The sequence below is a fragment of the Scytonema hofmannii PCC 7110 genome, from assembly GCF_000346485.2.
GTDB lineage: Bacteria > Cyanobacteriota > Cyanobacteriia > Cyanobacteriales > Nostocaceae > Scytonema > Scytonema hofmannii.
Window position 1 is genome coordinate 1,300,789 of the sequence record NZ_KQ976354.1, and the last position, 24,748, is coordinate 1,325,536.

Sequence of the window (24,748 nt, forward strand, 5' to 3'; positions counted from 1 at the left end):
GGTTGGTGGTTGGTGGTTAGTGGTTAGTGGTTGGTGGTTAGTGGTTGGTGGTTAGTGGTTAGTGGTTGGTGGTTAGTGGTTGGTGTGTAGGACAGGCGTCTCGCCTGTTATCGTTAGTAGTGAGTAAATTTAGTGACAACTCTCAAGCGAGAATACCGTCCCTACGATCGCTAGTGCTTGTTCCACCAACCACTAACAACTAACCACTAACTATTAACTAATATTGTGCTAAGCTCCCGTTTCGTATCTTCACGACAAAATCAATGCAAATAGCCATATCTTGTGCCATGATTATGCAAAATCAGCTTGGATTTGTGTTCAAAGTATTTTTACTCTCCGCCGCGCTCTCCGTTCTGATTAAGTACGCTCCTGCAAGTCTCCTGATTTCGGCGACAGCAACTAACGCTTTGATTATAGTTTTTTTGCCATCAGTCATCATGGCGGGTCTTTTACTATGGCGATTCCAAAAACAAAATTAGTTTGTAAACCCCAAAGCTACAGAACTTGCTAAAATCAGCTAGCTTATTTGCAAATTGAAAGCTGTCAGCAAAAAGCTGATAATTGGAAAACTAACTGCTTCAAGGGTACAGCAGCTCGTAACGAGCCAGGAGTCATGCCGTGAATTTAGGTCAGTGGATTGGCTTAATTGTCATTGTTCTTGCTTTGTATATTTTGTGGCAAATTCGGGAAGCGCTATTACTGATATTTGCCGCCGTTGTATTAGCAACTACCTTAAATCGTCTGGCTCGACGATTCCAACAGTCAGGAGTTAAGCGCGGAATTGCTGTAATGCTTTCGGTTAGTGTCTTTATTGCTCTAGTCATCGGCTTTTTCTGGCTGATTGTGCCACCATTTGCAGACCAGTTTCAAGAATTAACCAGACAAGTTCCCAGAGGGTTGGGGCTTTTTAACACCTGGTTGGATGAATTGAGAGGGCGTCTTCCCCAACAACTAACTCAGTATATACCCGACATTAATACCTTAATTAAAGAAGCACAGCCCATAATCAATCGTGTCGTAGGCAGTTCCTTCGCTTTTGTCTCCGGTTCTTTGGAAGTGCTATTGAAGATTTTGCTGGTGTTAGTTCTAACAGGAATGTTTTTATCTGACCCTTTGGCTTACCGCAAAGTTTTTGTAAGGTTGTTTCCTTCTTTTTACCGACGGCGCGTTGATGGAATTTTAGATCAATGTGAAGTCTCTCTGGAGGGATGGGTTACAGGTGCTTTTATTGCTATGGGTGTAGTAGGGCTGATGAGTATCATTGGCTTATCAATATTGCGGGTGCGTTCGGCGCTTGCTTTGAGTGTTTTAGCAGGATTTTTAAATTTAATTCCCAATCTCGGTCCTACCATGAGTGTTATACCCGCTATAGCGATCGCTCTGCTAGATGCTCCGTGGAAAGTCCTTGCTGTGTTTATCCTCTATTTTATCATTCAGCAAGTAGAAAGTAACTTTATCACGCCTGTGGTCATGGCGCATCAAGTGTCGCTGCTACCAGCAATTACTTTAATCTCCCAGTTATTTTTCGTCACATTTTTTGGCTTCCTGGGCTTGTTTTTGGCACTACCCCTAACTGTTGTTGCTAAAATTTGGGTACAGGAAGTCCTGATTAAGGATGTTTTAGATGGATGGGGCAAAGATTCCAGTAAAGAGACTGAGTTTGTGATGGTTTCTGACAAACCACAAGATGAAGAACCTGAAGACCAGTAATTTGTCAAGAAATGATAAAAAAGTATTCATAAAACTTTCATTAGTCATTCATACAGATTGGGAATACTAAGAAATGTAACCCTTACTGTATACGAGTACTGACCTTCAAATCTATGAGTACGCTACAGCCAGTCAAAAAAAGTACGGTACTGACTATGGGTTTGTTGACTTTACGGATATTTATTCTGCTGCGTGTTTGGTGGAACAAGTACACAAAGCGTCCGCCAAAGTTGAGCAAACAATGGTTGAAAACCGTCTCTCTACACACCAGCCTTTATCTTTTCATGTGGGCAGTTCCTGTAACTGGTTTTTTCCTCTCTAACTCGTATAAAAGTAATAACGTCAAATTCTTTGGGCTTGTTTTACCAAACTTTATTCCGCAAAATTCTGCACTTGTAAGTGTAGCACGAAGCTCGCATTTCTGGGTTGCCTACACATTTTTAGCATTTATCCTCTTGCATACTGTAAGTCAGTGGAAACTCTTGAGGGCAAACTACCGCAGGTTTTTAAACTTTTTGAAAACTAAGCGAGTGATTGGGAATTAGGGATTGGGCTTATCCGAAGTATAAATTAAATATAAATTTTTTTTCACAAAAGTTTCACTACAAATTCATATAGCTTAACCATAATTAAACAATCACGAGCAACCTTTGTAAATCAGGGTAAATAAAAATGAGCATTGGTTGTTCTTAAGCGATCCCTAGTCCCCATCCAGACAGATTGCAAACAAGTCCCATAGCAACCTAAGCTTTAAAAATGTTTTTTTCTGACTAATGACCGGAAATTTCCAGGTTATTGATTTTATGGTAACAAAAGTATCATTACCGAAACCTACGCTTTCAACCCTTGATGCGATCGCCTTGATTGTAGGGATGGTAGTGGGTGCAGGTATCTTTCAAACGCCAGCCTTAGTGGCGGGAAATACGGCAAATCCAGGGGTAGCACTGTTAGTATGGTTACTGGGTGGAGGAATGTCCCTCATAGGTGCTCTTTGCTACGCCGAATTGACAACAGCCTATCCCCATGCTGGTGGAACCTATCATTACCTGCTGCGTGCTTTTGGTAAAATCCCCGCGTTTCTCTTTGCTTGGGCAAGAATGACTGTCATCCAAACAGGTTCCATTGTTCTCATGGCGTTTGTGTTTGGAGATTATGCTTCACAATTGCTGCGTTTGGGAGAATACTCTTCAGCAATTTACGCCGCAGGGGTCGTCCTTTGTCTAACAGGTTTAAACGTTCTTGGCGTGCAGCAAGGCAAACAGACACAAAACTGGCTCACAATTGCGAAAGTTTTGGGGTTGCTACTCGTTGTCATTGTCGGTATTGCTTTCGCTAAGCCTGTAGTCGTAAGTAATCCAACAGCCACACCCCCCCAAACCCAATTAGGGTTAGCAATGATCTTTGTACTCCTAACCTATGGTGGGTGGAATGAAGCTGCCTACATATCAGCTGAAGTACGCCAAGGCAAGCGCAACATGGTACGGGTGCTACTGGGCAGTATTGCTATCATCACAGTCATATACTTGTTGATTAACTTTGCATATCTACAAGGCTTAGGATTGACAGGCTTGGCAGGGTCAGAAGCACCTGCGGCTGATTTGATGCGTCGCGCTGTTGGAGAAAATGGCGCAAGGTTTGTCAGTATTCTTGTTGCCGTCTCAGCCTTAGGTGCTGCCAATGCAACTATTTTTACTGGAGCAAGAACTAACTATGCCTTAGGACAGGACTTTTCCATATTTGGCTTTATGGGACGGTGGCAAGAGCGCAGAAGTACCCCAATTAATGCTTTATTAGTTCAAGGGGCAATTTCTCTAGGGCTAGTCATACTTGGTGCTGTAACGCGCAAAGGATTTGCAACAATGGTGGACTACACAGCCCCTGTATTCTGGTTCTTTTTTCTGCTGTCCGGAGTCGCACTGCTTGTCCTGCGTTCTAGAGAACCAGATGTACCTCGTCCTTTCCGCGTACCGGCTTATCCCTTAATACCGTTGCTATTTTGCGCCATTTGTGGTTACCTACTTTACTCAAGCGTAACTTACGCAGGTATAGGAGGCAGCATTGGTGTCGTAGTTCTATTAACGGGTATTCCCTTGCTGTTTTTTAACCGCGAACGTTCTACTTCCACAAACTTGTAAGCGAATGGAGAAAGATATTATGCGATCGCAATCGTTCTTCAAAATATTCTTAACAGCTGTTAGTTTCAGTAGCCTAGTGCTAGCTAGTTGTAGCCCGCAATCCGTTAGTTCTCAGGAAAAAAGCGAGACATCTTCTTCTGCTATCGAAGTTCAGCAGTCCTCTCCTACAACTGAAATAGCACAAAAGCAACCTGATGTGGTCTATGTACCAACACCACCAGAAGTCGTAGATAAAATGCTGGAAGTCGCTAAGGTAACTAAAAATGACGTTCTGTATGACCTTGGTAGTGGGGATGGGCGAATTCCCATCACCGCCGCCAAAAAATTTGGAATCAGAGCCGTTGGTATAGATATTGACCCAGAACGTATCAAGGAGGCTAACGAGAATGCCAAAAAGGCAGGGGTAACTGACAAGGTAACGTTCCGCCAGCAAGACCTTTTTACCACTGACTTTAGTGAAGCAACAGTAGTAACTCTCTACTTGTTACCCGAACTCAATGTTAAGTTAAGACCCCAGTTGTTTAAGCAACTCAAACCCGGTACGCGGATCGTATCTCATGCTTTTGACATGGGTGATTGGAAACCTGAGAAAACCTTGCAAGTAGACGGTAGAACCGTTTACTACTGGACAATTCCAGCTAAAAGCTCAGCGAATCAGTGACCAGTGACCAGTGACCAGTGACCAGTAGCAACTAACCACAACTGTAAGGGCGCGGCGGCCTTGCGCCCCTACTAATAACTAATCAGTGACCAGTAGCAACTAACTACTAACTAATAACAACTAACAATTTATGAAAACTGTTGAACCTGAAGTTACTGCTACAGATAATCAATTAGAAACTCCCGCACAACCCGACCCAAAGTCTTCTCGTCCTAAAAGAATTTGGCTCTGGATATTGCTAGTACTTTCATTAACAGCGTCCGGTGTTGCGCTTTGGCGAGTGTTTTCTCCTACAACTGTTGTATCCAAACCAGCAGCAGCTAAAACACCACCACCCCGTCCAGTGGAAGTTGTACAACTTTCTCCAGGTACTGGAACAAGACGCATTCAGCTCTTGGGTCAGGTAGAGTCTACCCAACAAGCAACTATTCGAGCACAGACAAGCGGTGTGATTCGACAAGTTTTAGTGCAACCCGGCGATCGCGTCACTCCTAGAATGACCGTGGCTATATTAGATGATACCGATCAGCGCCTAGCTATTTCACAGGCACAAGCACAGTTAGCACAACAGCGCAGCAACCTTGCAAGACTGGAGGTAGGAACTCGTCCTGAGATCGTGGCTCAGCGTCAAGCAGCGTTAAGTTCTGCTGTAGCACGAGAGCAAGAAGCACAAGATAACCTTCAACGTTCCACCGATCTTGTGCAACAAGGAGCTCTTGCCAAAAGGTTGTTAGTGGAAGCTCAAGCAGCATTGGATAATGCAAAGGGCGAACGGCTAGCAGCACAAGCAACTTTAGCTGAAGCAAAAGCAGGTCCCACCCGTGAAGAAATTGACGCGCAACGAGCTAACGTAGCAGCCGCAACTGCAGCAGTCAATCAGGCTCGACTCGCCTTGCAAAGAACCCGCATTCAATCACTGTTAGGTGGTGTCGTGCAACAAAGATTGGTGAGTTCTGGCGACTTAGTACAAAATGGCGGTCAAATTGTCAACTTAGTCGCAGGCGATCGACTTGATATCTTCTTAGAATTGCCAGAAGAACTCAGTGGTAGAGTTACGCCAGGAAACACGGTAGAATTAACGACTCGGGCTTTACCTCAATGGCGGGGTCGCGCTCAGATAACAGGTGTTGTTCCCTCTGCTGATACAGCATCAAGACGCCAACGGGTGAGAGTACGGTTGAACAATCCGCCTTCTGGCTTGTTACCAGGGATGGCAGTGACAGGAAATTTGGAGTTACCAGCAAATACACTGAGTTTTATTGTATCTCGTGATGCCATTACTCGGCGACAAAATCAGTGGCTTGTGTTTACAGTTGCTAATGGTAAAGCCAAGCAGTATGAAGTGGAACTAGTGACTGACATGGGAGAAAAAGTTGCCATTTCTCACCCACAACTGAAAGCCGGACAACCCATTGTTTTAAAAGGTGGGGATGGTCTAACTAATGGTGCAGCTGTTAAGGTTATGGAACGATAAGATATGAACCTCATAGAAACTGCTGTTCGCTGGCGTCACGGTACTTTCGTACTCTTTTGTCTGCTAGCCCTCTTTGGCGTGCTTTCACTCTTAAATCTACCGTTAGAATTACAACCAGGAGGCGATCGCCCGGAAATTACCATCACCACCTCATACCCTGGTGCAGCTCCGTCAGAAGTGGAAGACCTCATTACCCGACCCATTGAGGAACGGATGGAGGAAGTTCTAGGGGTACAGGAAATCACGAGTAGTTCTCGTGCGGGAAATAGCAGCATCACTTTGGAGTTTACATGGAATAGTGATGTTAACGAGCGTCTTGTGGATGTCATCAACAAATTGCAGCAAGTACAAGACCTTCCAGAAGAAGCCAATGAATCAGATGTGGAACTCGTAGGCGGTAACAATTCACCAATGATGTGGGTTGCTCTGGCTCCGAAACCCGGATTCAAGAGCGATCCCGACCACTATCGCGACCTTGTTGAAGAGACTATTGTGCCTCGGTTGCGGCGAGTAGAAGGAGTCGGACAGTTCAATATTCCTGGAGGAAGAGAGAGGGAAGTCGAGGTCAGAGTTGACCCCAAAGCCCTTGCCGATCGCAATCTCACAATTGGTGATGTTGTGCGAGTTTTGCGAGAGAATAACAGAGACATCCGAGGTGGACCCTTAGTTCTAGGTAGGCGGGAATATCGAGTTCGTACCGTGAGTCGTTCCCAGCGAATTGAGCAAATTGAGGGATTCATCCTGCGACGAGACAATTCAGGTACAGTGTACTTGCGAGATGTTGCACAAGTACAGATGGGTCGCAAGCCTTTAGATAGCGCCCTTATATTCAACAGCAATTCTACAGTTGCGATGGGCATTATCCGGCGAGTAGGGGCAAATGTACCACAACTTTCTCAGGGAATCCGGACAACATTAGCAGAATTGGAACAGCAATTTGACCGTGCTGGTGAAGGGATTCGTTTTGTCTATAACTACGATGAGAACGAATATATCAATCAGTCTGTTGCTTTGGTACAGGGTAACTTGGTGAGTGGTGCTTTGCTAGCAACAATAGTTTTGCTGCTGTTTCTCGGTTCTATGCGAACAGTTGCAGTGATTGCCCTAACCATTCCTACCACGCTGGTGACAGTATTTATTGTGATGGCAATGTTGGGGCGATCGCTCAACATTATTAGTTTAGCTGGGTTAGCTTTTGCTGTGGGTATGGTAGTCGATAATGCCATTGTTGTGATTGAGAACGTCTTTACTCATATGCAACGAGGCAAAAATCCCATGAAAGCTTCTATTGAAGGAACTCAGGAAGTTTGGAGTGCAATGCTAGGTTCTACCCTCACAAACGTAGTGGTGTTCTTTCCCCTAGTGTTAGTTCAGGGCGAAGCTGGACAATTGTTTGCTGATATGGCGATCGCACTTTCCTGTTCTTCTCTGTTCTCCCTGTTTGCAGCCCTAACCCTTGTACCTATGCTCTCTGGATTGTTCCTCAAACAGTCAGAGGCTATGCAAATGCTTCAGGACGACAATTCGCTATTAACTGCTAAGCGATCGCAATCAACGCTCAACGGTCAAAGAGCAAAAACCAACTTTTTTGCCAAAATTGAATATGCTGTATTCTACACATCAGCAATCTTTCGCCGCCTACAAGGCAAACTAGAATCTTTCCTTGCATCAACTGTTCGTTGGTCATTAGGGCGGAAAAGATTGGGAAGAAGATTGTTTATTTTATCTATTCCAATTGCTTTATTGGTAACCAGTATTTTCTTACTACCACCTGCTGACTATTTGCCTGAAGGAAACCGTAACTTAGTGTTTTGGATAGCAGAACCGCTACCTGGGACAAGTGTTGAAGAAGCTATCCGCATCTCAGAACCAGCAAGAAATTTTCTCAGAGCACAACCAGAAGTTCAGAACGTCTTATTTATCGAGCGTCCCGGAAGACGAGGAATTGCTGCAACTTTAAAGCCAGAATTTGCGACAAGCAGTGGACTGGCTGAAATGGTGGAGCGCATGAGGTCTCAAAGTAATAACTTTGTAGGTTATCGCTTCCTGATTCCTACTCGGTTCTCCATCTTTCAAGATCCGGGAAAGGAGTTTGAGGTTCAAATTGTCGGTACTGATTTGGAACAATTGAGCGAGTTGGAGAAACAAGTTACGACAAAACTGCGGGATTATACAGGGGTTCGGAATGTCCGTACCAACTTTGTTGCTGGCTCCGCAGAGCTTCAGGTCATGCCCAATCGAGAAAGATTATCTGAGGTGGGTTTATCTGAAGCTGAAGTTGGAACAATGGTAGAAGCTGCACTGGGCGGTCGTATTGCTTCAGATTTTATTGACGGGAAAGAAGAGTTAGATGTATCGGTAGAGTTAAAGAATACTTTTGTGCAGACACCAGAGCAACTGCGCCAATTGCCCATTTACACAACTCGCGGTCAACAGGTACAGCTAAGTGATGTTGCACAAGTCGATGAGACCACAGGGTTTGACGTGATTAACCATGTGGACTTGGAGCGTTCCATTACCTTGACGGTATCCCTTGCACCAGATGCACCTCTTGGCGCTTTAGTACAGAGAACAAATAATGAAATATTAGAACCGTTACGAGCTAGTTTACCTGCAGGGTATCGTATAGAACTCGCTGGTTCTGCAGATAGATTGGCAGAAACAGTCTCTCAGTTAGCGTCAGCTTTTGTACTTTCATTGTTGATTACGTACCTGTTGTTGGTAGCACTCTATCGTTCTTTTCTTTACCCAGTTGTCATTATGGCAACTATACCCATGGGGATGAGTGGTGCATTGTTGAGTTTGGTGATTGCCAATCGCATTCCCGGTTTGATTGTACCTTTGGATATGATTACGGCACTGGGCTTTATTATTCTTACGGGTGTCGTAGTGAACAACGCGATTTTGTTGGTAGACCGGGCATTGCAGTTGCAGCAAGACGAGGGACAAGAGTATGATGCATCTTTGTACAATGCGACACGCGATCGCTTGCGAGCCATCTTCATGTCAGCAGGAACCAGCGTGCTTGGTATGTTACCCCTAGCAGTCGTACCAGGTCAAGGTGCGGAACTGTATCAAGGGTTGGGCGTTGTTCTCACAGGTGGTTTAGCGTTCTCCACTATTTTGACACCAACAGTAGTTCCCGCCCTTATGGGATTGTTGCGTGACATTTCTGGGCGCAAGCCACCGTCACCAAGTTCAAGTCAGCAGTTGAGTGAATCCGTAGTTGTGAGTAACAACAGTAAAGTTGGTGTTTAGCTAATTTTGCGTGACTCCCTTCGCGCCATTACACGTAGGGTGGGTACAGAAGCGCCCTGTGAAGGTGGCAATTCCTCATCGTCTTTACTGGAGTGTACTCTTCGGTTTAAAAGTCATTTATTTAACCGCAGAGGCGCAGAGTACGCAGAGGTAAGAGGTGAGAGGGTTATTGATTTCCTGAGGTTTTTATCCACCTTGACAGGGCTTGTATCAAATCAACATTCCTTACCAAGTACAAGCTTCCCATTTGGGAGTTTGTATACTCCAGATGGTTCGATAATTGGATCGCCAATTTGCCAAGGTCGTTGTTGTGTCGGTAATTTTGTTAACTCTATTGCGCTAGGTACTGGTTGCACATCTCCAGTGGAATAGGAAGAAAGTGAAACATCACCAGGACGTGTTGGTAAACCACCAGAACCTGTGATGAAGAAGGAACCGTTTTGTTGATTTCTGCGGGCTATGCAACTATTGGCGATAAGGGCATTGGTGTCGATGGCGTTTTGAGGAAGTTTGCTGAGGTTGTTTTGAATCGAACTATTATCGGGAGAGTTAAGATTAACAATGCCAGCAACACCGAATCTCGAACTAGCAGTAATATCGCTTTCATCTGTTTCTTGGGAACGAAATTTCGTACCAAATATTCCTTGAGTGTTAATTTGAACTCTGCCACCATTGCCTTCAAAGGCATTGGCTGTGATATCACTGTTTTCTTTGGGAATGGCAATGATAAATTTTGAGTTGATATTTACGTTACCACCATTGCCTTGTTCTCCAGCGGTTGCAGATACAAGGCTTTCACGACGTAGTAGCAGTAGGTTTGCATTATCAATGAAGATGTTACCACCATCTTGGGATGTTGTTTCGGCGATGATTTTGGCGTTGTCTCTCAGTTCGACTCTATTGGCATCAATATTAATATCGCCAGCAACACTACTGCCTTGACTGTTGACAGAGATTTGGGCGCGATCGCTCACATCTAATTGCCTAGCATTTATTTGAATATTGCCACCGCGAGCAGAAGCTGTTGAGGTTGTGTTGGCAAATAGTCCGCTAGTGCTTCTCTGATTTCTGCCAGAGAGGTTGATTTTATCAGCGTTAAGGGTAATATTACCAGCCCGTCCTTGGCTCGTAGCTGTTGTAAAAATTCGTCCACCTTGGGTAGCTTCAAATTTATTTGCGTTAATCGTCACATCCCCGCCACGCAAAGCCGAAGTAGTTTGAGCATTTACTAACCCGCCGTTACTAATATGGAAATAATTTGTGTTAACAGTTATTGTTCCCCCTCGTCCGCTTGCATCTTCTTGTGTCGCAGTAGACAATTCACTCAAAAATCCGACTCTATTAACTCCATCTACAACAACAGCATCACGAGCATCAATAGCTATATTTCCAGCGCTACCTTGACCCGATGTGGAAACACTAAATCGCGCTCCATCCTCAATAAATAGCGAACCAGTATTAACACGAATATTGCCACCGTTACCTCTACTATCAGAGGCAACAACGCTGAAAACAGCAGTAGGAAGTGTCAAATTCTCAAATTGTCTAAACCCAGAAGCACGAATATTATCACGAGCATTGATAATAATATCGCCAGCATCACCTGTTCCAAAAGTACTACCGGCGATGTTTACAGCATCAGAAGCACGAATTTGAACATTACCTGCATTACCTTCTCCTCTGGTAACAGCAAGCAATTGCGCTCCATTTGTTAGAGAAAATATACTTGTGGCAATGCGAATATCTCCCCCTTCTCCGATGCCATTTTTCTCCACACTCGTAAAGATGGCACCTTCACCTGAAACGCCGAAATGACATATCTCACGTTGAAGATTGTCAGTTCGGCTGTATTCAGCGTAGATATCAGTGGGGAGCCTTACAGGTTGGCATATAGCTGTGCCAAAGAACTCAAACTTTCACAGTTGCAAAACGTTCTGATGCCTGTCGTGCGGCTTTGCGGAATTCTTCAAAAACTACCTCGTGCTTTTGAACTACCTTTTGGGTAAGTTCATGCCCTGCTAACTCTGGACTACCCGTACCGTATGGTGGGTGAGGTGCATACTCAATCGTCAATTCCACTTCTTTGCCAGCATCTTCACCCCGTAGCTTTCCTAAAACAATTAACGCCGCATCAAACGAACCAGAAACTGGGCTTGCTGTGATTCGATTTCTATCTACGACAACTTCACCTCCCGTCACTGGAATCGCCCCAAAATTACGGAGTTCTTCAACGAGTGAGAAGGTCGCTGTAGCGCGATATCCTTTTAGCAAACCTACAGCAGCCAACATGAGGCTACCACCGCAGATCCCAATCAAGTACTTTGCTTTATTGCCTCGGTCTGCTAGAAATTTTAAAGCTTCATCTGACAATATGCCTGTAGAAGCTCCAATACAAAGGACATCAAGATCTGGTGGGCATTCCGCAAATGTCGTTGTGGCGTGCATTGGGAAATTTGGATACCCCACGATGAGATCGGTATTCTCCCAGATGAAGTGGATCTCACAGTCAGGAACAACGCTAAACACGGTATAAACTCCAATAATGTCTGGAATATAGCAGTTGGGACTGACAAAGATACCAATTTGTAGTTTGTTTGCATTTTGAGTATTCATTTCTGTAACCTCAAATAAGGTTTGAATTACAGCTAGTTTCAGGTAAATAGACCACAGTCGTAGGGGCGCGGCGGTCTTGCGTCCTTACAAATGGTGTGATTCATGTAGGCGAAAACTGCTGTAAGTTCTGAAACAACTTCTGTGTTTTGACAAAGTTAAGATAGTACATTATCCTAAGCAACGAATAGACCTCGAACGAGTACATTTTGCCGTAGTAGCAATAGCAAGAACGAGCAGTAGGAATTATGGCAACTTCTTTACAGTCTTTATTTCATGCGATCGCTCAGGCTCGGGACGAGCAAGAACTTCGACAACCCATCATGGCCAAAGTGGGAGAATACTTCGCTGCTACGCGCTGGAGGTTGACTTTTTTAGATGAGCTTCCTGCTGTCGATGTTAACACTCCAAGCATCATCCAACGAGCGTTATCGTTAGATTATAATCCTGTCTTGCGCTATTTGGTTAAGCGCCATGCTGCTGTGCATGATGAAGTGATTTTGCCTCCTGGTGTTTGGCAAACGATTTGTCCTCGTGCAGATCATGGGCATGTGATGGTGGGTCCGGTTGTGAGCAACGGTCAGCTTGTAGGCGGGATTGCCTTTACACGACACCGAAGCGATCCAGCTTTTCATGCAGATGACTTAGCAGATTTAAGTGCTGTATGTATACATCTTTCTACGCGGCTGGCAGTATTGCGCTCAAACCCAGTTGCCTTTGGATTAAATTACGATCGCCTGACTCCGCGAGAAGCTCAAATTGCCGAACTGGTCGCCCAGGGACTTACTAGTGCGGAGATTGGCGCATCTTTATGGATTACAGAAAACTCTGTAAAGCAGGCTCTCAAGCGGATGTTTCGCAAACTAGCAGTCTCGTCACGTGCTGAAATGATAGCTCAACTTTCTGCGAGTACCATTTTTCATAAATAGCTAATTGCTGCTCGGATAAGGAAATTGTAGGAAACCCAACAAATGTCTGTCAATGTTGGGTTTCGTTCCTCAACCCAACCTACCCTCCTACCCTCCTACATGAATGGCTGGACGCTTTTCGCTATTCTTCTCAGCCTTGCGAAGTACTTCACGGGTGACAACAGGAATATCGCCCTCACCAAATAAAATAAAACGCAGTAGGTATTTGATTGGGTTACCTTCTGACCATCCAAAATAAGCGTGCGGTATCGTACCCGTGCGATCGCGAAGATAAATGAGTATAGCAGCAATAGCGTTAGGTACAGCAGCACTTTCAGCACGCAGAATCCGGTAGCCACCAACTTCTATTCCTTTGACTCTAATAATGTTGGCAAATTCCGAAGCATCGGATACCAAAACTTCTAAAAAGAGAACGGGATCGGTTGGTGGAATATGGTTGTCTTCGCGCACCTCTGTCTCTTTTAAAAAATACTCTTGCACATCGCCTGCATTCAAGCGATTTGCAATGAGTCGTATTGTACCCAAGCTCTCTTCCGTAATAAAGCGATCGGCAATTTCGTCTATTTCAACGCGCTCCACACGTAACTCAGTTGAACGCCACACGCGTGATATCAAGGAGGTGAAGATGATAGTAACGATAAAGAACGTAGCTATTCTGATTCCCTCAGGTCTCTCAATAATATTCACAACAGTAGTGTATATAAACACCAGTGTAATAGTTGCAAAAGCAAAGACTTTTCGCTTTGCTCTCTGGTGGTGTGCTGATAAGGTCACGGCAAATGCTGCTGTACTTATCAATACAAGCACACCTGTAGCATAAGCTCCGCTTTGAGCTTCTACATTTGCTTTAAAGATAATTGTGACAACAAAGGCAATAACTGTATAGACTAATACCAAGGGTCGTGATGCTAATGCCCAACTTGGTGCCATACCATATCTCGGTAGGTAACGGGGTACGATATTGAGGAGACCCGCCATTGCAGATGCACCTGCAAACCATAGAATAGTGATAGTACTGATATCATAAATTGTACCAAAGCCATTGCCGAGATATGTATGTGCTAAATAGGCAAGAGCACGTCCACTTGCTTTGCCCCCTGCTTTAAATTCTTCTGGTTGAATCAGTAGAGTGGTTACTAAACTGCTAGCAAGTAAAAAGAAGCTCATGATTAATGCTGCAGCAGTGAGCAACTTAAACGTATTGCGAATGCGACCCTTGGGCTGTTCTGGAGCATCCTTGCTACTGCCTCGCACAAGGGGCATAACGGCAACCCCAGTCTCAAAGCCAGATAATCCCAATGCTAACTCTGGAAACAGCAGAATGGCTACCCCTAGCATAAGTATGGGGTTCTGATGGGTTGCAAAAAGTGTAGTTTGCCAGTCAGTAATAACCGAAGGGCGATTCAGGACTTGATACAGACCAACGCCAATGACAACAAAGTTTAACAATAGATAAACTACAACTAGAAAAACTGCAATGCCGATCGCTTCTCCGAAACCCCTAAGAAACACTGCACCTAGCATTGCTATAAGTAATAAAGTAATAGCGATCGCCTGATGGTGAAGCCAACTTGGCATGAGGGGATTTTCGACGATATGAGCCGTGGCATCAGCAGCTGAGAGGGTAATAGTGATAATGAAGTCTGTTGCCACAAAGCCAAGCAAGCAAAGCACGAGGAATTTACCTTGCCACCAAGGAAGCAAATGTGCGAGCATTGCGATCGACCCTTCACCATTAGGGCTTTGAGCAGCAACGCGTCGGTAGATCGGCAACGCTCCAAAGAGTGTCAGCAGAACTAGAATAAGGGTAGCAATAGGAGAGAGCGCACCTGCGGCCAATGCTGCAATACCAGGTTGATAGCCAAGTGTTGAGAAATAATCTACCCCTGTCAAGCACATCACTTGCCACCAAGGATGGTTGCGGTGTGCTTTTTCTTTACGGTAAGGACCGTCTTTTTCTTGCCGATCTTCTTGGAGCAGCCAGTGGATGATCTGTCTGCCGAGCCGTTTTGTTAGAACGATTGGTTTAACCATCAAACGCTTGCTGCTTCTATTGAGAGTTGGAGATGCAATACACTTTCGAATTTATTCTACTATAGGAATCCTACTAAATTATTTCTGAAAAAGTTTAATTTAAGTAGGGCTAAAGCTCACCATATTTGATTCCGCCTGTAGTTATGCCTTCTTTGAGATGTGCAGTGCTATACAGGACTTACGCACTCCCAGGCAAGAAACCGGGTTTCTGGGCAGAGACTCATGGCTGAAACGACACTTTTTGGTAAAGAAACCCGGTTTCTGCGTAAGTCCTATGCCGAGGTAATTACTCACAGAAATTGATTTTTTTACCGATGAGAATTTTCTCATTAATTATTCATCTTCTTTTCATACACATATTGAATCTTTATAGAAGAAAAGCTTTATTCTTTCTGGGTTTTTTGAGTTCTTCTGGGTTTTTCACCCCGTTTCTCAACTATACGGTTCGTGAAAAAAACAAAGTAAAACAGTGCTCAGTGTATTCTGGGTACTGTTGATTTTTTTACAATAGGCTTTGGAACACCCATTACCTTACCAGGAAATATTTTACCCTAGATGAAGCCCTCTCTTCACCGCATAACTCATTCGAGCAACCAGCCAAACAAGCCTTCTACAGTAAGATTGAAGTCTTTAGCAAATTCTGGCACTGGCAAACGTGTTCCTGGTTCATCGTAAAAAGTGATGCTTTGATTTGGCGTGTAAACAAATACGGATTATTCCTCTGGATTGATCGGCCATCCGATCTGAGTTCCATGCTTGAGGCAATGCAGAATATTTTTGGTCACTTCAGTTTGACTTTGATCGGGAGATAGGATTTCGATAGTCCAATCTGGGGCAATTGAAAAGTCAGATTGGCAATCCCACCATTTTCCTTGCGTGGGATTCTTTCCCATAAAAACACAGAAATGTTAGGGACAATTGAGCGTCCACCAAATGTACAGCGAAGTTCAGAAAAAGCCCGCGCAATCTGTTTGGGTTTGACGACTAAGCTGATTGCAGGTGCTAACTCAGTTTGAACTAGGTATCCATTAGCTAAAAGAGTAGGTAAACGCTCTATTGCCACATTCAGCGCACCAATATGAAGACTAGATATATCACTTCTTGCCGCTTTTGATAAAACATTGAGTGCTTTATCTAGACAGTGTTTTACCTCCAATTCTGTTTGTGGATTCCAATCTTGAGGGGGAATTCTAAGAGCAACTACAGTTGAACCTAATACACGCGAACCCTCCGTATCAAAAGCTCTACTTAAGCATTTTAGTGCAAGCTCTATTTGCACTTCATTTTCTGTAAACAATCTTCGCTCTAATAAATCCATCCTTTCAGCAAAAGTCACAGCTGTACCAGATAGGAAAATCTGGAACAAGTGTTGCCAAATTTGTGTAGCGTTGTTAGCGAGATTGAATTCTGTTTCAGAAAGCGCTAGTTTCCATAAAATAGATTCGCTATATTGGAAAAACTCAGGAAATGACGACATTCGCTCTGCCAACCATACTAAGGAACGTCTTGTTCCCCGATATTCTCCAGAGATTTTCAGCAGTTCATCCAGGGAAGCTCTGTCAATTAAGCTTGCAAGATGTGGCAAATAATCATCAGGGTTAATCTCGACGAGAACTACGAATCTATCTACTATAGAAGTATCACTTAAATGGTTCTTGCGTACTTAGCGTGCTAATTTACGATCGCAGTCGATAACTTTCCTTTAAAATCAAGGCTTACAAGCACTTATAGTCGCGCATTTTAACGCAAATACGTTTATTGCAGTCAATAATGGCTGTAATAAAAGCCCCGTAAAGATTCCATCTGATTTTTCAAATAATTTAGCACGCTAATTACGCAAGAACCGGATAGGCAAGCCTCTAATTCATAAAATCAATAGGTAGAATAAGGATTAAAACTGGTCTGATGGTCTTGGAGACAAACCTCAAATGGTACAAGCAGCATCCAATATACTGACATTGAAGGAGTTTCTACACCTACCAGAAACGAAACCTGCCAGTGAGTACATTGATGGTAAAATTCATCAAAAACCCATGCCTCAAGGGAAACATAGTTTAATTCAAGGAGAGCTTGTACCTGCCATTAATCTTGTAGTTAAGCCTAAACGTTTGGCTCGTGCATTTCCTGAGTTACGTTGCACTTTTGGCGATCGCTCAATCGTACCAGATATTGCAGTTTTTGTATGGAGCAGGATTCCGCACGATCGGAAAGGGGAAGTTGCCAATGCATTTTCCATCGCGCCAGATTGGACAATTGAAATCTTGTCTCCCGACCAAAGCCAGACAAGAGTAACGAAAAATATTCTTCATTGTTTGAAGTATGGGACTCAAATGGGTTGGTCGATCGATCCGGAAGAGCAAACGGTGTTTGTTTATCGTCCCAAGCAAGAAACAGAGGTTTTTGATGAACCAGATGCTCTGCTTCCCGTGCCATCCTTTGCGAGTGAACTAAAACTGACAGTTAAGGAATTGTTTGCTTGGTTATTAGAATGAGCAGCTACCCTAATATTACTATAATTCGTCGCTTTATCGCTTCAGGACTAGCAACCTCTACTCTGCGCGGGTTGGAACCTGGTTGAGCAAGTGGCTAGGATGAATGAAGAATCACCGACCATGCGCGGGCGGTGAGTGTCAAATGCATAAATTCTTCAGGTCAAGCAGGATGATGCCGTATGTTTTGCTAAAGAATACTTGAAATTTTTCTAGGTAAAATACCCCCTTAGTCCCCCCTTAGAAAGGGAAAGGGGGGAAATTGAATTTTCGGCTCCCTCCCCAATCCATCGGTCTGGGTTAGGGTGGGAACGAGAGTGACACTGCGGTCACTGGTCACTGGTCACTGGTCACTGTTTAATAAGCGTCCTGTAATTCGTAGAAGTCGGGAGAGATATAATCCTTACGCAAGGGCCAACCAACCCAATCTTCTGGCATCAAAAGCCGCTTGAGGTTGGGGTGACCTTCGTAAACAATGCCGTACATATCAAAAGATTCCCGTTCTTGCCAGTCTGCTGTTTTCCAAATCCAGTAAACTGAGGGAACTCTGGGATTTTCTCTTGGCAAAAACACCTTGAGTCTTACTTCCTCTGGGCGATCGGCATTATCACTGACTTTAATCAAATGATACATACTGACTAACTGTTGCCCTGCTCCCAAGTCAATGCCACACTGACATTGAAGATAGTTAAATCCGTAAGCATACAGAGCAGTACTAAGTGGCAGTAAAAAATCTGGCTCTACCTTAATGACCTCTACACCATTGTGGTCTAGTTCTAGAGACTCATGAGCGAACTCATTTTCTGCCAACCACTGAGACACTTTCCCTGCTTTTACTAGCGACTTTTCACCTGCAGGTACTGGTTTTGATTCTTCTTCAGCCACGGTTTGTTTCCTCCTTCTTCGCTTTTTCTGTCAGGAGAGCAGGTGGTACTGGGAGACCGATCGCTTCTGTTAATTCCTTCGGTGGGTTAACACGGGTATCAGAAAGCACGTACTGACCCGTGAGAATTTGCTTGGTTGGGTTGAGTTTGTGAGTTGTGCTGTAATAGCGGTGTTTTTGCTTGGTGCGATTCCGCTCTTGCATGGAATCATCCGCTATTTTCTTCCGCAATTTGATAATCGCGTCAATAATTGCCTCTGGGCGTGGGGGACAACCGGGTAAGTAAACATCTACCGGAATTAGCTTATCAACTCCACGTACTGCAGAGGGAGAGTCCACACTGAACATACCACCAGTAATCGTGCAAGCACCCATTGCTATTACGTACTTGGGTTCTGGCATTTGTTCGTAAAGACGCACCAACTGAGGTGCCATCTTCATGGTGATTGTGCCTGCTGTGATAATAAGGTCAGCTTGGCGGGGACTCGAACGGGGAATCAAACCAAAGCGGTCAAAGTCGAATCGGGAACCAATGAGAGCTGCAAATTCAATGAAGCAGCAAGCAGTGCCAAACAGCAAAGGCCACAAACTCGAAAGCCGTACCCAATCGTAAAGGTCGTCAACAGTAGTCAGAATAACATTTTCTGACAAATCTTGGGTAACTGTAGGACGCTCAATCGGGTTGAGGATGCGTTCTTTCTGCTGCTGCTCTATGTTTGTATCTAAGACCATTCCAAAGCTCCTTTACGCCATGCGTAAACTAGGGCAACTACAAGAATTGCTATAAAAATGAGGGCTTCAATAAATGCCAACAGCCCAAGGCGACTGAAAGCTACTGCCCAAGGATATAAAAATACAGTTTCTACGTCAAAAACGACGAAGACAAGAGCAAACATGTAGTAGCGGATGTTGAACTGAATCCAGGCTCCACCGATGGGTTCCATACCAGATTCATAGGTGGTGCGCCGTTCTGGGTTGCGACCGCTCGGTCGCAGGAGCTTGGACGCTGATAGAGCCAAGGCAGGCACTAGGCTACAGATAATTAGGAAGCCTAGGAGGTACTCGTAACCGCTGAGGACAAACACAATAATTTTCTACCGCTTTAGGTGCAATTAACTCTGTTAACCTTATTTCACATTATATCTATATATATTTCCGACCCACCAACAAACTATCGGTAGCGGTAGTAGTCCCATAAACAGAACTCGCGCCGGATTTGATTAAGGATAAAGCATGAAAGTTTGATTTCTGGTATAATCCGCCAGACTTTATCCGTAAAGCTTTCACTTCATACTTGATCCTTTACCCTTTATCCTTCAGCTGCAATTGTGTCATAATTTTTAACATATGTTTAATATTTCCTTTTCACTAATGCCAGAGCCATGAGCGAACAAGCTGTTGCCAACACTGCTTTAGACAGATATGAATGCCGCGCCTGCGGCTACGTTTACGAACCTGAGAAAGGTGACGACAAGCACGATATTACCCCCGGAACTTCCTTTGCTGAACTGCCTAAGAACTGGAATTGTCCGGTTTGTAGTGCCAAGAAAGTTGCTTTTGCCAACATCGGTCCTGCTGGTACAGCATCGGGCTTCCAAGAGAATCTTAAATATGGCTTGGGTGTCAATACTTTGACTCCAGGACAGAAAAACTTGCTGATTTTCGGTGCTTTGGCTATTGCTTTCTTGTTTTTTATGAGTCTTTATGGCTTAAAGTAAAAATGCTCTTCTTCGCAGGGGTCTGCATTTTTACAGAATTAGGTAAACAAATTTAGATTAGAATACTGACGAATACAAATGTTTTCAATTGCAAAATCTTGGCAGCGTTTATTAGCTTTATTTGCAGTTCTCCTCGTGTGCGTGGGGTGTAATAAGGTTCCTTCAACTGCTTACAACCCTTGGGAAGTGATTTCTGTGCCAACAGAGGCAAAACTCCTCGATATTGCCTTTAGCGATCCCCAACACGGTTTTTTGGTGGGTAGCAATGCAACTCTGCTGGAAACTCAAGACGGTGGTTCCACTTGGCAACCCCTAGAATTACAATTGGAAGACCAACGGTATCGTTTTAACACTGTTAGTTTTTTAGACAAGGAGGGGTGGATAGCAGGAGAACCTTCTTTGTTACTCCATACTACTGATGCAGGTCATTCTTGGTCGCGTATTCCTCTCAATGAAAAGCTACCGGGTAGCCCCATTAAAATTGTTGCCCTGGGACAGTACTCTGCTGAAATGGCAACAGATGTAGGCGCTATATACAAAACTACCGATGGGGGGCTGAATTGGAAAGCTCAGGTAGAACAAGCCGTTGGGGTGGTTCGTAACATGAAACGCTCTCCAGACGGGAAATACGTTGCTGTTTCTGCTAAGGGGAATTTCTACTCCACTTGGGAACCAGGGCAAACTGCTTGGGTTCCTCACAACCGGAACAGTTCTCGGCGAGTCGAAAACATGGGATTCACGAGCGATGGGCAAATGTGGATGCTAGCACGGGGGGGTCAAATTCAGTTTAGCGACCCAGCAGACCCAGAAAAGTGGCTGGATGCTCAATTCCCAGAACTTTCCACAAGTTGGGGTTTACTCGATTTAGCTTATCGCGACAGCAATGAAATTTGGATGGGTGGCGGTAGCGGGAATTTGATGCGTAGCCCTGACGGCGGCAAAACTTGGGAAAAAGACCGTGATGTTGAAGCTGTCCCTGCGAATCTCTACAAAATTGTTTTTTTCAACCCGAAACAAGGTTTTGCGATTGGCGATCGCGGTGTATTACTAAAATATAATTCCAGTGTTGCAAGTACTGCCAAGTCTGAAGCAGCCTAAGTATTTATCCTGTTTTCTGAGAAAGAGGTTACGGCGTGTAACTCTTTCTTAACTTTGTAGGATAATGATCTCAATAGCAATATGAGTGAAGGTAGGGATATAAATGTCAGGCACTACTGGAGAACGTCCATTTTCGGACATCATCACTAGCATTCGTTACTGGGTCATCCACAGCATCACCATTCCCGCACTTTTTGTTGCCGGTTGGTTATTTGTCAGCACCGGCTTGGCATACGACGTGTTTGGGACACCTCGCCCTAACGAATATTACACACAAGTACGGCAAGAGTTGCCAATTGTGAATAACCGTTTTGATGCAAAAAAACAAGTACAGCAATTTAGTAACACAAAGTAGTTTCAAATCATGACAAGCGGAAATAACATCAATCAACCAGTTACCTATCCCATTTTTACAGTTAGATGGCTTGCCGTTCACACCCTAGCAGTACCAACCGTCTTCTTTTTGGGTGCCATTGCTGCCATGCAGTTTATTCAACGCTAGGAGAAAATCATGGACAGAAATACCAATCCCAACAATCAGCCTGTTGAGTTAAACAAGACTTCATTGTATCTAGGACTACTACTCGTCTTTGTTTTAGGGATTCTGTTTTCCAGTTACTTCTTTAACTAACTGGAACGACGGTTATCCGTTTTTGTTTGATGTCTAAAATTGCGTTATGTATTCGTTAAGGGAGGAAAAAGCAGTGTCTGGAAGTGGCAGAATTCCCCTCTGGGTTGTAGCTACAATCGCAGGGTTAGGCGTAATTACCGTTGTAGGTATTTTCTTCTACGGCGCTTACGCTGGTCTCGGTTCTTCTATATAACTCATAGTTAGTGGTTAGTGGTTAGTCGTTAGTGGTTTATTTTTACAAATAACTCTACTAACGACTAACCACTAACCATTTGCTAATTAAGCGGCGATATCGTCACGTTCAATGTATAGCAACATAAACACCGATACCACAGCGGGAATCACGAAACCTATTAGAGGTACAAAAATCGAAGACAAGTATGAAGCTGAGTACATACAGATTCCTCTGAAATTGAGTAATAATTCATTTAGGAGCTTACTCCAAATTCTGCCCTGATTTTTTTTAATCTAAAGATTTTTAACAAATTTGGTTGGTGGTTAGTCGTTAGTTGTGAGTTGTAAAGATTTGTAACAAAAATGGTGAGTGTTTGGTAGGGGCGCAATCCAAGAGCGCCCGTACAGTAATTAGTTGTTCAAATTCCTAAAAGCTCGTCTGGACGGACATTTGGTAAGTCTGGAGGAACAACAGTTCGTTGTATAGAAACTTTGTCACTCTCCTGTTTGGTAGCCATGTCTACGGCGATCGCTTCTAACCGAATTTCTAGACACCCATAAGGAACGTTGATATGAATGAGTTCTTCCATACCGGACGATATCAGAGGTAAGAAATTTATCAACCAACGCGGACCGTCTATTAACTGTCGAGTTTGGCAATCTTCTACCCAAAGTTTCACAGCTAATTCAGGGCGTCGTTCGGCTAGCCGCACCCGTAACATGACAGATTTGCCAGAAATCAGTTCGCCTTTTGATAAGTATATTTGGGGAACTGGTAGCGGTTCTGCGATCGCCGATACTCTAGGCAATAGAATAGGTAAATCTGATGCTGTTTGTTCCTCTTGCGTTAAAAGATGGGGTGTTGAAGTATCAGCTAATGGCTCATCAAAATTATCATCTACTACTATTTCTTGTGCTAATGAGGTTAATCGTGCTTTCCTGTATTGAGGAGTGGTAACGAGTCGGTTATCCGTTAATTTTACAGCTATTTCACCGACGACATCTGCTACAATATCTGTCGCAACTTCTTGGTTCTCCGCGTCCCGATCTCCCTCTGTCTGCACTTTCTCTGGTGGTTTCTGGGCGTCCTCTTGTCCCCTCGTCTCCTTTTCTACAGAGATAGGGACAGTATCAATATCATAGTAGTCTTGGTCTCTTAAATTAATTGGCTCAGGTATAGTATACCCTTGAGTTTGCATCCACTGTTTAATCAGGGGAGACGTGCGAGGGTCACCTGTGACTATTAATTCAGAACTAGATGCAGGAAAAATGTCAATCAGCGATCGCTTTTGAGGTTCTGTATCTTCTTCTACCGATGGCGATGAATCTTGCTCTGGAGATTCAAATTGGGCTTGTGTTTCTTCAGCAATGGGTTGAGAGATATCTTGTTCGAGAAGTTCGTTTTGGATTTGCGTGTCTCCTACCTCCAATTGAGCAGCATCTTCATTGGGAGTTTCAACTATCACCTGTTGATTGTTAATAGGCGGTTGAAAATTGAATAACTCTAGAGGTTTACTCTCAACTTTTTGCCCGTCATCGATAAAAGCTTTTATTCGTCTTAAATATGGAAAAGTAGTGCTGCGAGTTCTTACATAACCAATATCATCTGCACTAGACAACGCAGGAAGGACCGCACCAGGGGCAATCATCTTATTTTGTCCTGAAGAAATTCTTGGCAATTGAGGTGCCGATTGACGACTGGAATCCTCGTTAATTTTAGGTGGTAGAGTTTTGTTAGGAATGGGATTTACAGCAACAGACTCAGATATTTTCCCGGTTTTAACTAGATTAAAAAATTCCAAACCTATAGGTATATTCGACTTTTTAACTTCAGACGTAGCAAGCAATTCAAGCTCTTGATTATCTTCTACTATGTCTGTTTCCTTATGGGAGGCAGCGCTAATTGCTAATAAATCAGCCACATCTGCTGTAATTGTAAAGGATTCTCTGGCTAGCAGGAGAGTATTGCTATCAAGTGAGATTGTGCCATACAAACTCATTTCTGCTAAAATGAGTTTAGATGCACATTCAGCCGGAATCTCAACCGAGCATCTAATATTAAAGGGTAATAACTTTTCTGGCAAAGACTGACGCACTCTTCTGATTAATTCAGAACCTTGTGGTGAATATAATTCTATTCTAATTTCACCACTATAAATTCTTTCATAATGAGTTGGTTCTTTTAACTTCACATCCCCATTAACTGTAAGAGTTTGCCCCCAAGATACAGTGTATATTTCTTTATCTAGTGTTAGTGAAAGGGGACATTCGAGTACGGATGCTAAAGAATCTTCAGGAGTTTCTTCGTCCTCTAGCACTGCTTCCGAATCTGGTAAAGCTAATTCAATCAAATTGTTTAAAATTTGCTCTGTCGTCTCTCCTTTCAGCCATACTGGATTAACAGGTATAATATCTTCATCCTGTTCGTTCTCACTATCAGCAGCAAGTATCTCCTTACTTTCTTGTCCCGCTTGCCCACTTGTCACTTTAGGGAGGACTTGCAACCGAACATCCTGTTGCCAAGATGTGCCGAGAACATCTGACATGAGATCGCTCGAACAACGCAACTCCCAAATTCCAGGCTTGAGGTAGGTAAAAGGAATCACTGCCATTAAGCCATCAGAATTTATGCGACGCAATCGCCTTTGGATGCGCCGTTTGGGTGGCATCTCTAAAGTCGAGGTATGAGCGATCCGTACCTCCACATCCATGTTGGCACGGTTCGAGCGAGCAACAACTCTGTACCGTCCCTCAGTAATTTCCTCGTTGGGTGATTCCAATGGACGCCAAGAGCGATCGCCTTGTTGCTGAATGAGAAATTGCCAGTTTTCCATTGTCAATGATGCTGGAACTATAAAGCCGCCTTAGTATGACTTGCAACCTTGTTGCTGACAGTTTAGCTTAATGCACTGCCGAAAGTGTTGTTTTTTTATTCAAGTATTAG

Annotated in this window: 23 protein-coding genes and 1 pseudogene; 15 read left to right on the forward strand and 9 right to left on the reverse strand. The window is 43.9% G+C overall.

Going from position 1 to position 24,748, the window contains the following annotated elements; genetic code table 11:
* Nucleotides 1-293 precede the first annotated feature (293 nt).
* The 7 genes from WA1_RS59425 to WA1_RS05710 all read left to right on the forward strand — a co-directional run bounded on the left by WA1_RS59425 (nt 294) and on the right by WA1_RS05710 (nt 9,238).
* The gene (locus WA1_RS59425) at nt 294-479 is read left to right on the forward strand and encodes a hypothetical protein (RefSeq protein WP_026135183.1); all 186 of its coding nucleotides are present in this window, start codon (nt 294-296) and stop codon (nt 477-479) included.
* 139 nt (nt 480-618) lie between these two features.
* Nucleotides 619-1,710, forward strand: coding sequence for an AI-2E family transporter (locus tag WA1_RS05685; protein WP_017748172.1), 1,092 nt, complete (start codon nt 619-621; stop codon nt 1,708-1,710).
* 155 nt (nt 1,711-1,865) lie between these two features.
* Nucleotides 1,866-2,255 (forward strand): cytochrome b, encoded by a 390-nt coding sequence (locus WA1_RS05690; protein ID WP_272819409.1) that lies wholly within the window; start codon nt 1,866-1,868, stop codon nt 2,253-2,255.
* A 258-nt stretch (nt 2,256-2,513) separates the two neighbouring features.
* Nucleotides 2,514-3,845: an APC family permease gene (locus WA1_RS05695; protein WP_148662626.1), complete on the forward strand. Its 1,332-nt coding sequence runs from the start codon at nt 2,514-2,516 to the stop codon at nt 3,843-3,845.
* A 19-nt stretch (nt 3,846-3,864) separates the two neighbouring features.
* A complete protein-coding gene (locus tag WA1_RS05700) occupies nt 3,865-4,506 on the forward strand; it encodes an SAM-dependent methyltransferase (protein ID WP_017748169.1) in 642 nt (213 codons plus the stop codon).
* 130 nt (nt 4,507-4,636) lie between these two features.
* Entirely contained in the window at nt 4,637-5,980 is a 1,344-nt protein-coding gene (locus WA1_RS05705; RefSeq protein WP_017748168.1) for an efflux RND transporter periplasmic adaptor subunit, read from the forward strand.
* Between the two features lie 3 nt (nt 5,981-5,983).
* Nucleotides 5,984-9,238: an efflux RND transporter permease subunit gene (locus WA1_RS05710; RefSeq protein WP_017748167.1), complete on the forward strand. Its 3,255-nt coding sequence runs from the start codon at nt 5,984-5,986 to the stop codon at nt 9,236-9,238.
* A gap of 215 nt (nt 9,239-9,453) precedes the next feature.
* On the opposite strand, the gene WA1_RS05715 is transcribed toward WA1_RS05710, so the two are convergent.
* A complete protein-coding gene (locus tag WA1_RS05715; RefSeq protein WP_017748166.1) occupies nt 9,454-11,013 on the reverse strand; it encodes an autotransporter outer membrane beta-barrel domain-containing protein in 1,560 nt (519 codons plus the stop codon).
* 133 nt (nt 11,014-11,146) lie between these two features.
* Complete coding sequence (locus WA1_RS05720) at nt 11,147-11,851, reverse strand: DJ-1/PfpI family protein (RefSeq protein ID WP_017748165.1); 705 nt, start codon at nt 11,849-11,851, stop codon at nt 11,147-11,149.
* A 245-nt stretch (nt 11,852-12,096) separates the two neighbouring features.
* Here WA1_RS05720 and WA1_RS05725 point away from each other — a divergent pair, with 245 nt between their 5' ends.
* Nucleotides 12,097-12,777 carry a LuxR C-terminal-related transcriptional regulator gene (locus tag WA1_RS05725; protein ID WP_017748164.1) on the forward strand — a complete coding sequence of 227 codons (681 nt, stop codon included), beginning with the start codon at nt 12,097-12,099 and terminating at the stop codon, nt 12,775-12,777.
* A gap of 87 nt (nt 12,778-12,864) precedes the next feature.
* Here the strand turns inward: WA1_RS05725 and WA1_RS05730 are convergent, their stop codons facing one another.
* A complete protein-coding gene (locus WA1_RS05730; RefSeq protein WP_017748163.1) occupies nt 12,865-14,811 on the reverse strand; it encodes an APC family permease in 1,947 nt (648 codons plus the stop codon).
* Between the two features lie 581 nt (nt 14,812-15,392).
* Nucleotides 15,393-15,829, reverse strand: a pseudogene (locus WA1_RS05735) (Uma2 family endonuclease); the annotation flags it as partial.
* Nucleotides 15,830-16,739: 910 nt separating this feature from the next.
* On the opposite strand from WA1_RS05735, the gene WA1_RS05740 reads away from it, so the two are divergent.
* On the forward strand, nt 16,740-17,303 hold the full coding sequence (locus WA1_RS05740; RefSeq protein WP_017748162.1) for a Uma2 family endonuclease: 564 nt from the start codon (nt 16,740-16,742) through the stop codon (nt 17,301-17,303).
* Nucleotides 17,304-17,657: 354 nt separating this feature from the next.
* On the opposite strand, the gene WA1_RS05745 is transcribed toward WA1_RS05740, so the two are convergent.
* The 3 genes from WA1_RS05745 to ndhC are packed head-to-tail and all read right to left on the reverse strand — an operon-like array spanning nt 17,658 to nt 19,268.
* Nucleotides 17,658-18,185 carry an NAD(P)H-quinone oxidoreductase subunit J gene (locus tag WA1_RS05745; RefSeq protein ID WP_017748161.1) on the reverse strand — a complete coding sequence of 176 codons (528 nt, stop codon included), beginning with the start codon at nt 18,183-18,185 and terminating at the stop codon, nt 17,658-17,660.
* Nucleotides 18,178-18,915 (reverse strand): NADH dehydrogenase subunit K, encoded by a 738-nt coding sequence (locus tag WA1_RS05750; RefSeq protein ID WP_017748160.1) that lies wholly within the window; start codon nt 18,913-18,915, stop codon nt 18,178-18,180. The genes WA1_RS05745 and WA1_RS05750 overlap by 8 nt, the downstream gene beginning before the upstream one ends.
* Complete coding sequence (ndhC, locus tag WA1_RS05755; protein WP_026135180.1) at nt 18,906-19,268, reverse strand: photosynthetic/respiratory NAD(P)H-quinone oxidoreductase subunit C; 363 nt, start codon at nt 19,266-19,268, stop codon at nt 18,906-18,908. The genes WA1_RS05750 and ndhC overlap by 10 nt, the downstream gene beginning before the upstream one ends.
* Before the next feature lie 297 nt (nt 19,269-19,565).
* On the opposite strand from ndhC, the gene WA1_RS05760 reads away from it, so the two are divergent.
* The 6 genes from WA1_RS05760 to WA1_RS52290 all read left to right on the forward strand — a co-directional run bounded on the left by WA1_RS05760 (nt 19,566) and on the right by WA1_RS52290 (nt 21,823).
* The gene (locus WA1_RS05760; protein WP_017748158.1) at nt 19,566-19,901 is read left to right on the forward strand and encodes a rubredoxin; all 336 of its coding nucleotides are present in this window, start codon (nt 19,566-19,568) and stop codon (nt 19,899-19,901) included.
* A gap of 78 nt (nt 19,902-19,979) precedes the next feature.
* Nucleotides 19,980-20,999 carry a photosynthesis system II assembly factor Ycf48 gene (locus WA1_RS05765; RefSeq protein ID WP_017748157.1) on the forward strand — a complete coding sequence of 340 codons (1,020 nt, stop codon included), beginning with the start codon at nt 19,980-19,982 and terminating at the stop codon, nt 20,997-20,999.
* 103 nt (nt 21,000-21,102) lie between these two features.
* Nucleotides 21,103-21,354 (forward strand): cytochrome b559 subunit alpha, encoded by a 252-nt coding sequence (gene psbE, locus WA1_RS05770; RefSeq protein ID WP_017748156.1) that lies wholly within the window; start codon nt 21,103-21,105, stop codon nt 21,352-21,354.
* A gap of 9 nt (nt 21,355-21,363) precedes the next feature.
* Nucleotides 21,364-21,501 (forward strand): cytochrome b559 subunit beta, encoded by a 138-nt coding sequence (gene psbF / locus WA1_RS05775; protein ID WP_015139785.1) that lies wholly within the window; start codon nt 21,364-21,366, stop codon nt 21,499-21,501.
* A gap of 9 nt (nt 21,502-21,510) precedes the next feature.
* The gene (locus tag WA1_RS52285; RefSeq protein ID WP_081402840.1) at nt 21,511-21,630 is read left to right on the forward strand and encodes a photosystem II reaction center protein PsbL; all 120 of its coding nucleotides are present in this window, start codon (nt 21,511-21,513) and stop codon (nt 21,628-21,630) included.
* A 73-nt stretch (nt 21,631-21,703) separates the two neighbouring features.
* Nucleotides 21,704-21,823 carry a photosystem II reaction center protein J gene (locus tag WA1_RS52290; RefSeq protein WP_015209608.1) on the forward strand — a complete coding sequence of 40 codons (120 nt, stop codon included), beginning with the start codon at nt 21,704-21,706 and terminating at the stop codon, nt 21,821-21,823.
* 86 nt (nt 21,824-21,909) lie between these two features.
* On the opposite strand, the gene psaI is transcribed toward WA1_RS52290, so the two are convergent.
* Nucleotides 21,910-22,026, reverse strand: coding sequence for a photosystem I reaction center subunit VIII (gene psaI, locus WA1_RS52295; RefSeq protein WP_081402841.1), 117 nt, complete (start codon nt 22,024-22,026; stop codon nt 21,910-21,912).
* Between the two features lie 197 nt (nt 22,027-22,223).
* Nucleotides 22,224-24,638, reverse strand: coding sequence for a hypothetical protein (locus WA1_RS05780; RefSeq protein ID WP_017748155.1), 2,415 nt, complete (start codon nt 24,636-24,638; stop codon nt 22,224-22,226).
* Between the last annotated feature and the right edge of the window lie 110 nt (nt 24,639-24,748).